The sequence below is a fragment of the Aquimarina litoralis genome (assembly GCF_019295435.1).
Classification (GTDB): domain Bacteria; phylum Bacteroidota; class Bacteroidia; order Flavobacteriales; family Flavobacteriaceae; genus Aquimarina; species Aquimarina litoralis_A.
Genome location: NZ_WEKL01000019.1, coordinates 28,614 through 43,728 on the forward strand (window position 1 = coordinate 28,614; position 15,115 = coordinate 43,728).

10 protein-coding genes are annotated in these 15,115 nt (G+C 33.1%); 1 reads left to right on the forward strand and 9 read right to left on the reverse strand.

Annotated features, from left to right (window positions below):
- Positions 1 to 36: 36 nt before the first annotated feature.
- Genes GBO31_RS11735 through GBO31_RS11745 form a run of 3 tightly spaced genes read right to left on the reverse strand, consistent with a single transcriptional unit; the run spans position 37 to position 3,087 of the window.
- On the reverse strand, positions 37 to 702 hold the full coding sequence (locus GBO31_RS11735; RefSeq protein ID WP_219008536.1) for a 3'-5' exonuclease: 666 nt from the start codon (positions 700 to 702) through the stop codon (positions 37 to 39).
- Complete coding sequence (locus GBO31_RS11740) at positions 703 to 2,622, reverse strand: DUF294 nucleotidyltransferase-like domain-containing protein (protein ID WP_219008537.1); 1,920 nt, start codon at positions 2,620 to 2,622, stop codon at positions 703 to 705. It lies immediately after the preceding gene.
- Between the two features lie 15 nt (positions 2,623 to 2,637).
- On the reverse strand, positions 2,638 to 3,087 hold the full coding sequence (locus GBO31_RS11745) for a nucleoside deaminase (RefSeq protein ID WP_219008538.1): 450 nt from the start codon (positions 3,085 to 3,087) through the stop codon (positions 2,638 to 2,640).
- A 129-nt stretch (positions 3,088 to 3,216) separates the two neighbouring features.
- Here GBO31_RS11745 and GBO31_RS11750 point away from each other — a divergent pair, with 129 nt between their 5' ends.
- Positions 3,217 to 4,986, forward strand: a complete 1,770-nt coding sequence (locus GBO31_RS11750) for a 1-deoxy-D-xylulose-5-phosphate synthase (protein ID WP_219008539.1) — start codon at positions 3,217 to 3,219, stop codon at positions 4,984 to 4,986.
- Between the two features lie 112 nt (positions 4,987 to 5,098).
- Here GBO31_RS11750 and GBO31_RS11755 read toward each other — a convergent pair whose 3' ends face one another.
- The 6 genes from GBO31_RS11755 to GBO31_RS11780 form a co-directional block, all read right to left on the reverse strand.
- Entirely contained in the window at positions 5,099 to 7,735 is a 2,637-nt protein-coding gene (locus tag GBO31_RS11755; RefSeq protein ID WP_219008540.1) for a T9SS-dependent M36 family metallopeptidase, read from the reverse strand.
- Positions 7,736 to 8,172: 437 nt separating this feature from the next.
- Positions 8,173 to 9,516, reverse strand: coding sequence for a deoxyguanosinetriphosphate triphosphohydrolase (locus GBO31_RS11760; RefSeq protein WP_219008586.1), 1,344 nt, complete (start codon positions 9,514 to 9,516; stop codon positions 8,173 to 8,175).
- A gap of 7 nt (positions 9,517 to 9,523) precedes the next feature.
- Positions 9,524 to 10,279 carry a CPBP family intramembrane glutamic endopeptidase gene (locus GBO31_RS11765; RefSeq protein WP_219008541.1) on the reverse strand — a complete coding sequence of 252 codons (756 nt, stop codon included), beginning with the start codon at positions 10,277 to 10,279 and terminating at the stop codon, positions 9,524 to 9,526.
- A gap of 2 nt (positions 10,280 to 10,281) precedes the next feature.
- Positions 10,282 to 10,782: a zinc ribbon domain-containing protein gene (locus GBO31_RS11770; RefSeq protein ID WP_219008542.1), complete on the reverse strand. Its 501-nt coding sequence runs from the start codon at positions 10,780 to 10,782 to the stop codon at positions 10,282 to 10,284.
- Between the two features lie 207 nt (positions 10,783 to 10,989).
- The gene (locus tag GBO31_RS11775; protein WP_219008543.1) at positions 10,990 to 13,461 is read right to left on the reverse strand and encodes a ribonucleoside-diphosphate reductase subunit alpha; all 2,472 of its coding nucleotides are present in this window, start codon (positions 13,459 to 13,461) and stop codon (positions 10,990 to 10,992) included.
- Positions 13,462 to 13,779: 318 nt separating this feature from the next.
- Positions 13,780 to 14,757 (reverse strand): ribonucleotide-diphosphate reductase subunit beta, encoded by a 978-nt coding sequence (locus tag GBO31_RS11780; RefSeq protein ID WP_219008544.1) that lies wholly within the window; start codon positions 14,755 to 14,757, stop codon positions 13,780 to 13,782.
- Positions 14,758 to 15,115: the final 358 nt, after the last annotated feature.

The following is a 15,115-nucleotide window of genomic DNA, read 5'->3' on the forward strand; positions in this document are numbered from 1 at the left end:
GAAAAACTATGACTACAGTTGCAATACTAATAGGCCCTAGAAAAGTATTGAGGAACTATCTGTTCTTTTTATTTGTAGTTTTGGAATGATTTTTAAAAATGCCAAAGCCGTAATAAAAGCATCTCCGGAGGCTGTATGCCGATCACTTTTGGATATCTTCATATCATCACACAACTCATCAAGAGTGTAGTGGTTATATTTTCTTTCTCTGCTATAGATGATATGTTTTGTTTTTCCAAATAAGATACCTGTATCCAAAAATCTATTCTTTAAATTTCCTAAACCATTTCTCTGCAACGCGCTATTGATCATTCTCCTATCAAAATCCGCATGATGTGCAATCAACACAGCATTCCCAATATATTTTAGAAATAGTTCAATTGCTTCTCCTTCTGAAACTCTGGTAAAGTCATGATTTTTCCGAATTCCATGGATCTCTACGGTTTCAGAATTAAAAACATCTTGTTCCAGATATAATTCTAATTGATCAGATACATCTATTGCCATATCTTTAATAGCAATTGCTCCGATCGAAAGAACCCTATCATTTTTATAATCAAAACCTGTTGTTTCTGTATCAAAAGCTATAAATCTAACCGATTCAATTGCTTTTTTCCTTTGTTTGTTCTCAAAGCAATTGATATACTCTTTCCAAAAATCAGGAAGGTCATTTTTATTGTTATTTGAAAACCAAAAATTCATTTACATGAATGTTTTAAGTTGAAAGCGTATTCTTAGTACTTCTTGTATATCTCGAATAGGTTTAAAACATCTTTTGAGTTTTAACTTATCATTTTTACTAAGTGTATTTAATTGAATAAATCTTCCCGAGTCCTTATGCAATATTCCTTGTCTTGCTCTAAATTTCAGCAACACTCTGAAAGCTTTGGCACAACTTTCAAAAAGTTCTTTATTATTTGGTTCTAATGAGGCCAGCTTCTCATACCTAAGTAATGTATTATTTATTCCTTTTAAATTATGATATAATGCCAAAATTCTTGCGCCATCGATTAATACCATCATGGCTCTGGTTTTGATATCAAAAGTATCTTTATGCTCTCCATTTTGTTCGACTAAAAACTGTTTAAAAAAGCCTAATGGTGATGGTTTTTGCAATGCACTAACTCCTAATAGCCCCAAAAATCGTTTACTTTTATTTACACCATCAAAAACTACATCAGACAATTGATTCGACATGTCTGCATCCCCATAAACCGATTGAAAATCAAAAAATATAGATGATAATAAAGTACTTTCTTCTGATGGAGTTGTCATCCAGGTTCTGAACTGTTCTTCCCATTTGGAAAGCGACATACACCATCTTGGGTTACTTGCCATCATTTCGGCAGGACAGTATTCAAAACCAATCGCATGCAAATTCTTGGTTACTATTCTTGCCAGTTCCAAAAAGTAAGTCTGCGTTTCGTCATACATAGCTTCCTCTACATCTTCGAATACAATTGCATTATCCTGATCTGTCATCAACAATTGTTCTCGTCTACCTTGACTTCCTAATACCAAAAAATTAAAAGCAACAGTAGGTTGCGAAGGCATTTCTTCTAAAGACAATTCAATAGTTCGAATGACCAATGCGTCATTTATCTCCGAAATTAGATTCAAAATATGCATTGTAGGTATATCTTGTTCTAGATATGTAGTTAGTAATCGTTCTACTTGCTTTCTGATATACCGTAATCGTTGGATTTTTTTTACTCTTTTAATTTCCTTTATTAGAATTGAAGGATTGTTTCCAAACGACACTAATAAATCATGATTCGAGAAAACACCGACTGTTTTGGAATTACGGGTACCATCTTTTGTAATACATAGATGGCTAATATTATTTTTAATTAAGGCTATTTGTGCTTCTGCAACTGTTATTTTTTTAGCATATGTTTTTACAGGAGCGGTCATTACTTCTGTCACTACTGCTGTAGCAGAAAACAAACCTGTAGCAACTTTAGCTCTAAGATCGCTATCTGTAAGAATTCCTATTGGAAATTTTTGCTCATCCACAACGATTATAGCATCTGCTTTTCTAGCATTCATCTCCATAGCTATATCTTTAACAATAGCATCAGCAGTGCAGGTAAGTGGTTTTTTCCTATATGAAATAGTTCGCAATGTAGACAGATCCTTTGCCGTATCAATAGAGATTGTATTATCTATCCTTTTTCCTTTTTCCGTTTCGGTATAATAGTTTCTCGCGTGCGTAGCAAAAGTTTCTAATAAAAATGTATTTACTTCTTTATTTTCATCAATAAAGGGCTTAAAAACTGAAGAAGGAATAGCATATACGATAGACTCTTGACTCGCCAAAGCCGCCATGCGATAATTCTTTTTAATAATCATAATTCGCAATCCAAAAAGATCTCCAGCATCACATATATCCACTAGATTTTGACTGTTTTCTGAATTCCTATATAAACCTACAGCTCCTTCTCGAACAATATAAAATTCATCATGACATTTTTCATCTTGTTCGAACACATATGCTCCCTTTTCTAAATACAATACTCTAATTTGACCGGCAACCTTTAATAGTTCTTCTTTTGAAAGCATACTAAAAGGCGGAAACTGTTTTAAAAAATCTTGGATCCGTTCTGCGATTGTATTCTTCATGTAGCTATTTTAATATCAGTTCAAATTCCGTTTCTGAACAAAAAAGCGTTTTAGAATCTCACCACATTCTTCTTCCAATACACCACCTACCATTTTTGTTTTAGGATGTAATTTGGTTCCCATAGTAATAAATCCCCGTTGCTCATCTCTAGCGCCATATACTAACTTTCCTATTTGACTCCAATATAATGCACCTGCACACATTTGACAAGGCTCTAGTGTTACGTATAAGGTACACTCTTTAAGATATTTTCCTCCTAAAAAATTTGCAGCAGCTGTGATGGCTTGCATTTCTGCATGTGCCGTAACATCATTTAATAATTCTGTAAGATTGTGTGCTCTAGCAATAATCCTATCAGCGACAACTACAATCGCTCCAATAGGTACTTCTCCTTTTTCATAGGCCGCTTCAGCTTCCTGAAGCGCTTTTCTCATAAAATGTGAATCGTCATAAGGATCAAACATAACATATAGCTTAAAGTATCTAACAAATATAATTGTTCTTATTTCATTGTAGTTGATATTCTACCAAACTATTATATTTAATTACAAAATGAGATACTACAGCTCATCTCAAAATAGTACTTTTGCTTCATGAAAGAAACACTCCTTTCACATATTAAATACCCAAAAGATCTTAGAAAACTTTCTACCGATCAACTACCAGTATTGGCCAAAGAATTACGAGAATTTGTGATCAATATTGTTGCCACAAAAGAAGGTCATTTAGGTGCTAGTTTGGGCGTTATAGAACTTACCATAGCATTGCATTATATTTTTGACACGCCAAACGATTTATTAATTTGGGATGTAGGCCATCAAGCCTATCCACATAAGATTCTTACAGGACGAAAAGATCTGTTTCACACCAATCGTCAATTAAACGGTATAAGTGGATTTCCTAAACGAAGTGAAAGTGAATACGACACTTTTGGTGTTGGGCATTCCTCTACCTCCATTTCTGCTATTTTAGGAATGGCAATCGCTTCTAAACTAAAAGGAAATGTAACAAAACAACATATTGCAGTCATTGGAGATGCTTCTATAGCTAGCGGTATGGCTTTCGAAGGTTTAAATCATGCAGGAGTTACCGACACTAATATGCTTATTATTCTTAATGATAATTCTATAGGAATTGATCCTAGTGTTGGAGCTTTAAAAGAATATTTAACTAAAGCTAGAGTTGGTTATAAACCTAAAACGGACAATATTATTGAAGCGCTTAATTTCTCTTATTTTGGTCCTATTGATGGTCATGATTTACCTAGTTTATTAAGAACCCTTGAAAAACTAAAAAACATAACTGGTCCTAAACTTTTACATATCATTACCACAAAAGGTAAAGGATTAAAACAAGCAGAAGAAAATCAGGTAAAATACCACGCTCCAGGTAAATTTGATGCTACTACTGGAGAACTAGTACCAAAGAACAACACACAAGAACCTCCTAAATTCCAAGATGTATTCGGTTATACCATATTAGAACTTGCAAGAGAAAACAAAGATATTATAGGTATTACTCCAGCTATGCCAACAGGGAGTTCTTTAAAATATATGATGGAAGAAATGCCGGATAGAGCATTTGATGTAGGTATTGCAGAGCAACATGCTGTTACGTTGGCAGCAGGAATGGCAACTCAAGGATTAGTTCCATTTTGCACCATATATTCTACCTTCTTACAACGCGCTTATGATCAACTTATTCATGATGTGGCTTTACAGAACTTACCAGTGATTTTCTGTATTGATAGGGCTGGATTGGTTGGAGCTGATGGTGCAACTCATCATGGGGTATTTGATATTGCTTATCTAAATTGTATTCCAAATATGATCGTAGCGGCTCCAAAAGATGAAATTGAGTTTCGAAATCTTCTGTTTACTGCTTCTTTGAAGTTAAATAATCCAATAGCGATTAGATATCCAAGAGGTAGAGGTACTATTTTAGATTGGAAACTAAAGATGACTAAAGTACCTATTGGGAAAGGGGAGTGTATTTTGAATAGCAATTCTGATATTGCGATTTTATCAACTGGTACGATTGCAAATAATGTAACGAATGCTATAGAAATGCTTACAGAAAAAGTGAGTCATTATCATTTTTGTTTTATAAAACCATTGGATTTAGATTTAATATTAGAACTATTACAAAAACACAAAACGATTATAACTATTGAGGATGGTGTCATAAATGGTGGATTTGGAAGTTCAATTATAAGTGTTGCCAATCAACATAATTTTAACAATAACATATTAAACTTAGGAGTTCCCGATAATTTTATACATCATGGAACTACGAAAGAATTACAAGAAATATGCGGTATTTCTTCTGAAAAAATAAAAGAAGTTATTTTAAGAAATCAATAGCTTAAAACTTTACTATTCAAACATTCTAAGATTAAACGTACTGAAATAACATAATAAAAAAAGGGCTATTGTTATGAACAATAGCCCTTTTTAATAATTATTGTATTATAAATTATTCTACTATAATCTTAGTAGTCTTTATTGCTGATCCATTTTCAGCTTCAATTCTCAATAAGTAAATTCCAGTATCTAAATTGGTAGTTATTCTATGAGTGGTATTTAATTGTTTACTTTCTTTGTATACAACTCTTCCATTCATATCAAACACTGAAATTGTAGAAACTCCAAGGCTTTGAGCCACTTGAATGTCGAACGTACCTTTAGAAGGGTTTGGATAAATTTCGAATACACCTCCGTTGAAATCATCCACACCTAAAACATTACTACAATCTAATTCTGATGTTGGAGGAAGGTCAAAAGCTTCTGTTTGATCTGTTCTACTACTCGAGAATCCTTGATCCGCGCTATATCCTACTCCTCTAGCAGCAAATACATTCCAAATAATACATTTATTAGCTGTACTATTCGGTAATAAATCTGCAGCCGCTAGTATACCATCCCTTCCATCTACAAAACCAGGATTACACGCTTGTAATTTTAATCCATCAATGACTAATTGCATAGCTAAATTATTACCGCCGGTACCATTGTATAAGTCTGGATCATATCCATCTCTTTCAATAAATGCCCAAGTCATATCCCATAAAATAGCTGCCCATACAGACCCTACTCCATGAGGAACAGAAAATCTAGTAGCATCGCTTATACTTGCATAGGTAACAGGGTTAGTCGTTGTATTTGTACTGTATGGAAATGGTCTGATTCCTCCTCCTGTTGTTGGTTGTCCTATCGCATATGTTCCAATTCCTCTAGCATCTTCTCCTGTATCTCCAGGTTCGATTGTCATCATTAAAGCGAACCAATCTGACCAACCTTCACCCATTTGCTCAGCACCTGATAAACAACCAGAGTTAGATGCTCCACCTGTTAAACGAGTGGAAATTCCGTGTCCATACTCATGAACTACTATTCCATTATCAAAAGATCCATCGGCTCCTACTATCCAATCTTCTCTTAATTCAGAAGCTAATGTAGCATTCACTGATCCTGACGCCATTTGTGTTATAAGCGCTTCTCCATCGGCTTGATTGATACTAAAAGCAGGTATGTTAATAAAAACACTTCCATCTCCACCCATAGTAACATCACCAGCCACATTATTTACAACAATTACCGCTGTAGCTCCAGCTCTTTGAGCCTCAATAACTTTGACACTAAAATTACACTCTCCTCTTCTAACAACGGCAATATTTCCATTCATTTCCGCTGTATTTGTAATAAGACTACAAGCATCACTAGAATCAGGTGTAGCATTATCATCTACTGCCAATATTAAATCACCTGTAATTCCAGCTGGTAAAAAAGGTGGTTCTATTGAACCATCCCTAAAAGCATTGTTAACGACATTATATGTCCCTGCAAGTGATGTATTATTCACAGTAAATACGAATCTATTTTCAGGATTCCATAAAAACATAGACATCCTTGGATTTGCTCCATCTGGAGGCGTTCCAAAAGTAGCATTATTTGTTCCTGAACCATCTTGACCATCTGCAAAAACCTCATCTCCATCAACTCCTCCTTTACCGTAATTATTGAACTGAAAATTCCCAGATGCTTCATCAAAGCCATACTGATACCATACATCATGTATAACATTACTTACGTAAAATAAGTTTGTTAAAGAAGCATTTTGATAATCTGCAATTCGGGTAGCAGGATCATATGGAAAATCAAATATTAAGTTTGCTCCTCCATCAGGCTGATTACCTGGTAGATTATCTCCATCTAAATCTTCAGCTGCTAAAACGTTATTCCCTTGTGTAGTTGTAAATTCAGCACCAGCTACTCCATCGGTATCATGCCAACCGAAAGGTGATGCAACTGCGTTTACTGGATTGGTTACAATTGTTCTATTTCCATGATTCGGGCTTTCGATACTTGGTACCGCAAAAACGTTATAACTTCCATCCATTAGAAATGGCTTTGCCAAGGATTTTGACTTAAACCCAAAATCACTTATTTTTTTATGATTGTGATCAGAATGTTTATTATTAGATAAACTGTGGTCAAAAGTACAACTCGTCATCCAGTTATTTTCACTGGTTAATTCTCCAGTAGTAGCATCCACTCTAACACTATACCAGTTATTACCATCCAATGCATGTATACTTAAATCCCAAGCTAACACTAATTTGTCATCTATATATTCATAAACTAATTCAACAGGAATTTCATCAAATGAAATATTCGATCTCGAAACTATAAACTTATTTTGGCTTAACTCATCAACTATACTAACATTACTAATATTTGGTAATTGTAAAGCTGCTGCCGCTTTAATAACCGCAGTTCTAGGATTTAAATCAGCATTTGAGGTGATTACTTTAGATTCTAAATTGTTAATGAGTTTTCCAGAATAATGAACAACTTTACCGTTTCTAATCGCAAAATTACCAACAACGTTTTTGATAGCAATCCCTCTGTATTGTTGATTCACATATACATTGGCTACATTCATGCTATTAGAAAAGGATTCTGATTGTACCTTAAGATCACTAACATCATCCCTGTTCATACCGGATGAAATTAAATAATCTTTAACGATATCAACATTACTCTGATCTTGAGCAATACCAATATTTATTCCTAACAAAAAGATGAGGAATTTAAAATAGTTTTTATTCATAACAAAAGCAATTAAATTTTCGTGACTACAAAAACTAAGGCAAAACCATAAGCTCATACCTTAATTATGTTAAAATTTTAGTGCGCTAAAATATACAATTAACATCCGATCTACTAGCTGAAATAATATTTTTTTCAGTAAAACGCTCAAAAATCCATAAAAATTAACATATGTTCAATGAAAATATTTGTTTTTTAAGATTTTTGCACCTTTTCTACAAATCTCAAAAAAAGCAAAAAAAGGTAGCTCTAAATGTTAAAACTAGGAAAAATTGAACTTCGCAATTAATGAATTCTAAAAATATTCAAATGGAAATCATTTGCCCTCATTTTCAAAAATCATTCTTATTGCATTTGATATGCATAAATCGATTATTGAATATCTTAACCTATACTAATTTCTATAGTAACAAAACCTAAAATAGAAAAAGGGTTAAGTTAAACTTGCAATCCTCTAATTTTTTGAAATTTCAATAATGCATTGCCGTCTGTAAGACTTGCTACATAATTACTTATACTAATTAATCGGGTATATACATCATCATTAGTATAATCAAAATTGTTTCCTTCAGCTTTTAATATTAATTTATCGTAATTGGAGGCCTCTTGATTATTATAATTAGTTGTTGCCGTACAATAACGATCTAATAATGTGGCTAAAATCTCATATCCAGCTATTTCTTTTTCCACCACTTCTGTGCTTTGGTATATTTTAGCAACACTAATTTTGATAATATCATTTATTTGAGCTTGATATTTACTTTTATCAATGAGCGCTATATCAAAATTACCGGATAAAATTTCTTCCTCATTCTCAATAAAAGTAGTTGCCGCTTCTTGAATTAATGTATTAATAGCTAATGCTCTAAGATAACTCAAACGATCTGCTGTCGTTGTTAAGCTATTATACTTTGATGTATTGATGGTATCTTTTACAAGCTTTATGAGATATTCTAATGCATACTCTTCTTGTATTAGTCCTAAGTTAATCCCATCTTCAAAATCAATGATTGTATAGCAGATATCATCTGCCGCTTCTACCAGAAATGTAAGTGGATGACGACTATAGGTAATTTCATTTCCTATTTGCTGTGGAAGCAAACCAACTTCTTCAGCAACTTCTTTAAAAAAAGCACTTTCATTCTGAAAATATCCAAACTTCTTATGCGCAATATGAGAGGTAGGTTTTTTAGGTAACGACTGCTTTGGATATTTCATAAAAGCACCTAAGGTAGCATACGATAATCGCAATCCTCCTTCGATACCTTGTCTAGACTCGGTTAGAATCTTAAATCCATTAGCATTTCCTTCAAAATCAATTAGATCTTGATATTGTTTTGGTGTTAGAAATTCTTTATACTTCTTGCCTTTACCTGTAGCAAAATATTCTCCTATTGCTTTTTCTCCAGAATGACCAAAAGGTGGATTCCCGATATCATGAGACAAAGCAGCAGCAGCCACAATAGCTCCAAAATCATTAAATTGATATCCATGAATTGTAGAAAGATGTGGATGCTTTTCAAGAACCTTTTTTCCAACAACGCGGCCTAGAGAACGCCCAACTACAGATACCTCTAAACTATGAGTGAGTCTCGTATGTACAAAACTTGTTTTGGATAGTGGAATTACCTGTGTCTTATCTTGCAAACTTCTAAAAGCCGAAGAGAATATAATTCTATCATAGTCTACTTCAAATCCTAATCTGGTTTCGTCTTGTTCTTTTCGTAATCTTTTATTCGTATCTCCTTGTCTTTTTAAAGACAGAAGCTGTTCCCAGTTCATCATACTGTCAAAATTCTAGCAATGCGCTATCAAAATAATAATAGTCCAAATATAACACTATGAAATTATGTATAAAATGAATTATCATTCCAATCCATAAAGTATTATATCTATGCCTCAAATAACCTAGTAATAGTCCAAATGGGAAGATCCACAATATTGATATTACCGAAAAATGAACAATAGCAAAAATAAATGCAGTAAGAATTATAGTTACTCGCGTATTCGTAATTTTCTTTAATTGGTTATACAAAAAACCTCTAAAGCCTAATTCTTCAAAAACTGGAGGAAAAATTGCTACAAAAAGAATCGCCCAAAACATAGGATTAGGATAATCTACATACGTAAAATAGTAACTATAACTTTCTTCAAACACTTTCGTATTAATAAATTCAACTAGATAATATACTATAAAAGCAGAAGCAAAGGGTATTGCAAGATATCCTAAAAGATAGAGCGGTTTGATCTTAGGAAATTGATATAATTTCATAATATTCTTGAAATCAAAGAAGGTAAAACCAACAATTATTAACGCAAAAATACTTTCAGTAGCAATTTCTTGAATTAATGAGGTATCTTCTTGAAACAAAAAATAATTCATTATTAAAAACACCAACATGGCGATGTAAAATGCGATCACCAGATTAAGATGCTCCCTGCTCTTTTTCTTTGAAACTTTCTTTTTAATGGAAACTCCGCAATTAGGGCAGTAATTCACTGCATTTTCTAAAGATGCTCCACAATTTTGACAATTCATATTCATAATTATTGTCCTTTAGTACTTTGTGATGCAGAATACATTCCTTTTATCAAAAAGCTTAGAATGATTATTTTTAGAAGAATTCCTTTGAACAAACTAGAAGGTTCATCGATCACATTAACTACAATTACCATCAAATACAGCAATAATGCCGATAAAATTGCAGCAAATGGCTTTTTCTGAGACCAATAAGCCAAAATAAGATAAATAATAGCTAAGATAGAACTTGCAATAAGCACAGCGATATCATTCAGACTAAAAAACAAAAACAATCCTGAAACAAAGAAAATTCCGGCCATCCAATACAAAGTATTCCTTGCAGAATTAATCCTTTGATTATTTTCTTTTGCTTGACTTTTTTTCATCACTCTTTGAGCATGAAACTGAGCCTTTTCACTTTCATCTCCATTTTCAGGAAAGCCACAATACGTACAAAACTTTGCATCGTTTAGCATTTCCTGATTACATTGAGAACAATGTTGTAGTTCTACATTAATTTCTTCCATAAAGTAGGTTGTATTAGACAAGGGATTTTAAAGATACTAAAAAAGTCCTTTTTTAAGATATAATTAACATTTTAAAAACCTTTACATATCTAAGTGCCTAAAACATCCTATTTGTTACTATAGATTGTGTTTTTTTCTGTTTTGAAAGCATAAAAAAGGGAAGCTTTTTGCTTCCCTTTCTTGCCCTATATAAATGGTCTTAATAATTTAAGACCCACACATTAAACAGTCATCTCCTTCAGCTTCTTTAGATTGCGCTATTAACGCTCTCAATTCTTCAGGAGTTAAGGAAGTTCCTTCTGCAGAAACTTGCACTTGTTCAGCTTGCGGTTGTGTTTTTGGAGCAGCTTGTGCTTCCATTACTTGTGCCGCAGCTACTGCTACTTTTTCAGCTTGTGGCTGTTCTTTCTTTTCAGTTTTCAGTGTAAACTTAATTGCATCTACAGCAGACTTCGTTCTTAAGTAGTACATTCCTGTTTTTAATCCGCTTTTCCAAGCATAGAAATGCATAGACGTAAGTTTTGCCATCGTTGCACCTTCCATAAATAAGTTCAGTGACTGAGATTGATCAATAAAGTATCCTCTATGACGAGACATATCAATAATATCTTTCATACTCAATTCCCAAACTGTTTTATACAACTCTTTAAGATCTTGAGGGATGATATCTATATTCTGAATAGATCCATTAGCTCTCATAATTGCATCCTTAAGATCATCGCTCCATAGATTCAGCTTTACAAGGTCTTCTAAAAGATGTTTATTTACTACGATAAACTCTCCAGAAAGTACTCGTCTTGTATAGATATTACTGGTGTATGGTTCGAATGCTTCATTATTTCCTAAAATCTGAGAAGTAGATGCTGTAGGCATCGGAGCTACTAACAATGAGTTACGAACTCCATGTTCTAATACTTCCTTACGAAGTGCTGCCCAATCCCAACGACCACTTAATTCTTCGTCTTTAATTCCCCATAAATTATGCTGGAATTCTCCTTTAGAAATTGGAGAACCTTCATATGTTTGATAAGGTCCGTCTGCTGTAGCTTCTTCCATAGAAGCCGTTACTGCAGCAAAATATAAAGTCTCGAAAATCTCTTGATTCAGTTTTTTAGCCTCATCACTAGTAAATGGCATGCGTAACTGAATAAAGGTATCCGCTAACCCTTGCACTCCCAATCCAATCGGACGATGACGCATATTAGAATTTTCTGCTTCTTTTACTGGATAGTAATTTCTATCAATTACTTTATTTAAGTTTTTAGTAACACGTTTTGTAATTCTAAAAAGTTCCTCATGATCGAATGCTCCATTTTTAACGAACATCGGTAAAGCAATAGAAGCTAAATTACATACTGCTACTTCATCTGGACTTGTATATTCTAAAATCTCAGTACATAAATTAGACGAACGAATTGTTCCTAAATTTTGTTGATTTGATTTTCTATTTGCCGCATCTTTATAGAGCATATAAGGAGTTCCTGTTTCAATCTGTGATTCTAGAATTTTCTCCCAAAGTTCGCGTGCTTTAATAGTTCTGCGTCCTTTTCCTTCAGCTTCATAACGCATATATGTTTCTTCGAACTCCTCACTATGCATATCGAATAGACCAGGACATTCATTAGGACACATTAATGTCCACTCAGCATCTTCCTGTACACGCTTCATAAATAAATCAGGAATCCACATTGCATAGAATAAATCTCTAGCACGCATTTCCTCTTTACCGTGATTCTTTTTCAGATCCAAGAAGTCAAAAATATCAGCATGCCATGGTTCTACGTAGATAGCAAAAGAACCTTTTCTTTTTCCTCCACCTTGATCCACATAACGTGCTGTATCATTAAACACACGTAGCATAGGAACAATACCATTTGACGTACCATTAGTACCAGCAATATAAGATCCTGTCGCTCTTACATTATGAATAGATAATCCAATTCCTCCTGCAGATTGAGAAATCTTTGCTGTTTGTTTTAAGGTATCATAAATACCATCAATACTATCTTCTTTTGTTGCTAATAAGAAGCAAGAAGACATTTGAGGTTTTGGTGTACCTGAATTAAATAACGTAGGTGTAGCGTGTGTAAAATACTTTTTAGACATTAATTCATACGTTTCAATAGCTGCATCTAAATCATTTAGATGAATCCCTATTGAAACTCTCATTAACATATGCTGCGGACGTTCTGCAATCTTACCATTTAACTTCAGTAAGTAAGAACGTTCTAATGTTTTAAAACCAAAATAATCGTATCCAAAATCTCTGTTGTAAATAATCGTAGAGTCTAATTTTTCTTTATTAGCCATGATCACTTCATACACCTCATCAGAGATTAATGGAGCTTCTTTCTCTGTTCTTGGGTTTACATATTCATATAAATCCTTCACTACTTCAGAGAATGTCTTTTTCGTGTTTTTATGTAAATTAGAGACTGATATACGCGCTGCAAGTTTTGCATAGTCAGGATGCGCAATGGTCATAGTAGCCGCAATTTCAGCTGCAAGATTATCTAGCTCACTTGTAGTTACTCCATCATATAATCCTTCAATAACCCTCATGGCAACTTTTACTGGATCAACTAGTGCGTTTAATCCATAACACAGCTTTCTTACCCTTGCGGTAATTTTGTCAAACATAATTGGCTCCTTGTGACCGTCTCTTTTTACTACATACATACGTTTTTGGTTTTTATAAAATTCTTCTTTTGAAGAACTGCGATATTAATTTGTGTTTATATTCCTCTCCTTTACTCTATGAAAGTCCATAATTATTAATGATTTCCCCCGAAATCAGATACTAAAAAGAAACCTCTGCATTTAAATAATCAGAGTATTTTTATAAGTAAAATATAATAATGTGACTTCCGCCTTTTTTGTTTTATTGGGTAAGCTTTTAGAAAGCTTTATCAAACTGAGCTAATCTTGATTCAATAGCTACGCTACTTTAATTAGCTCAGAATGAATATATGATCATTTTGAAATAATTTTTAAAGATTAAAAATCAGCATCAAAACTTATTTTATTATCCTCGGTATCTTTATTAAGAACTCCTGCTTTTTGGTATTCCGAAACTCTCTTTTCAAAGAAATTAGTTTTTCCCTGTAAAGAGATCATATCCATAAAATCGAATGGATTAGCAGTACCATACTCTTTCTCACACTGTAACTCTAACAATAATCTGTCGGTAACAAATTCTAAGTATTGTGTCATCAGGTTTGCATTCATTCCTATCAAACTTACAGGAAGAGATTCTGTGATAAACTCTCTTTCTATAGTAAGGGCATCTACGATAATTTCACGAATTCTTTCTTTTGGCACTTTATTAATTAGGTGATTATTATGAAGATGCACCGCAAAATCACAATGTACTCCTTCATCTCTTGAAATCAATTCATTTGAAAAAGTAAGACCTGGCATTAAACCACGTTTCTTTAACCAAAATATAGAACAAAACGCTCCTGAAAAGAAAATTCCTTCTACTGCTGCAAAAGCTATCAATCGTTCTGCAAAAGAATCCGACTCGATCCATTTCAACGCCCAATCTGCTTTTTTCTTAATCGCAGGAAAGTTCTCTATTGCTTTGAATAAAATATCTTTCTCTTTTTCATCCTTTACATACGTATCAATTAACAAAGAGTATGTTTCAGAATGAATATTCTCCATCATAATTTGAAATCCATAGAAGAATTTTGCTTCACTATATTGAACTTCATTTACGAAATTTTCTGCTAGATTTTCATTAACGATACCATCTGAAGCAGCAAAAAATGCCAAAATGTGCTTAATAAAGTATCTTTCATCATTTGTTAATTTAGTACTCCAATCTGTAATATCTTGATGCAAGTCTATTTCTTCTGCAGTCCAGAAACTAGCTTCAGATTTTTTATACCAATCCCAAATATCATGATGTTTGATAGGGAAAATAACAAATCTGTCTTTATTTTCTTGTAAAATCGGCTCTACTGCATTCATCTTTTTTTTCTTTAAGCTAGTTATCTTTTTTTGTTTCCGCTACGGACTAACAAAGATCAAAAAATGCTCTAAATGTTTCACAAAAATTTGGCAAACGTTTTCAACAAAGTTTTCAACACAAAGGGAATTAACCGATAAAAATCAATATTTAGCAAAAACAATATAAATTCCTGATTTTCAATTATTTAAATATTAAAAAAAAGATATAAACAACACTGTTAGTAACCTCAAGAAACACCTATTTTTCACCTGTTACCGAGGTTTTTTAACACAAAAAATAAAACTAAAAAAAACCACTATTTTACGGCAAAACCACACGTTAATAAGTGGCTTAAAAAGTATCATTTTTAGATAAAAA

Excerpts from the sequence above, each read along its gene's own strand:
- GBO31_RS11735 (WP_219008536.1), bottom strand. The coding sequence starts at position 702 with ATGAATTTTTGGTTTTCAAATAACAATAAAAATGACCTTCCTGATTTT.
- GBO31_RS11740 (WP_219008537.1), bottom strand. The coding sequence starts at position 2,622 with ATGAAGAATACAATCGCAGAACGGATCCAAGATTTTTTAAAACAGTTT.
- GBO31_RS11745 (WP_219008538.1), bottom strand. The coding sequence starts at position 3,087 with ATGTTTGATCCTTATGACGATTCACATTTTATGAGAAAAGCGCTTCAG.
- GBO31_RS11750 (WP_219008539.1), top strand. The coding sequence starts at position 3,217 with ATGAAAGAAACACTCCTTTCACATATTAAATACCCAAAAGATCTTAGA.
- GBO31_RS11755 (WP_219008540.1), bottom strand. The coding sequence starts at position 7,735 with ATGAATAAAAACTATTTTAAATTCCTCATCTTTTTGTTAGGAATAAAT.
- GBO31_RS11760 (WP_219008586.1), bottom strand. The coding sequence starts at position 9,516 with ATGAACTGGGAACAGCTTCTGTCTTTAAAAAGACAAGGAGATACGAAT.
- GBO31_RS11765 (WP_219008541.1), bottom strand. The coding sequence starts at position 10,279 with ATGAATATGAATTGTCAAAATTGTGGAGCATCTTTAGAAAATGCAGTG.
- GBO31_RS11770 (WP_219008542.1), bottom strand. The coding sequence starts at position 10,782 with ATGGAAGAAATTAATGTAGAACTACAACATTGTTCTCAATGTAATCAG.
- GBO31_RS11775 (WP_219008543.1), bottom strand. The coding sequence starts at position 13,461 with ATGTATGTAGTAAAAAGAGACGGTCACAAGGAGCCAATTATGTTTGAC.
- GBO31_RS11780 (WP_219008544.1), bottom strand. The coding sequence starts at position 14,757 with ATGAATGCAGTAGAGCCGATTTTACAAGAAAATAAAGACAGATTTGTT.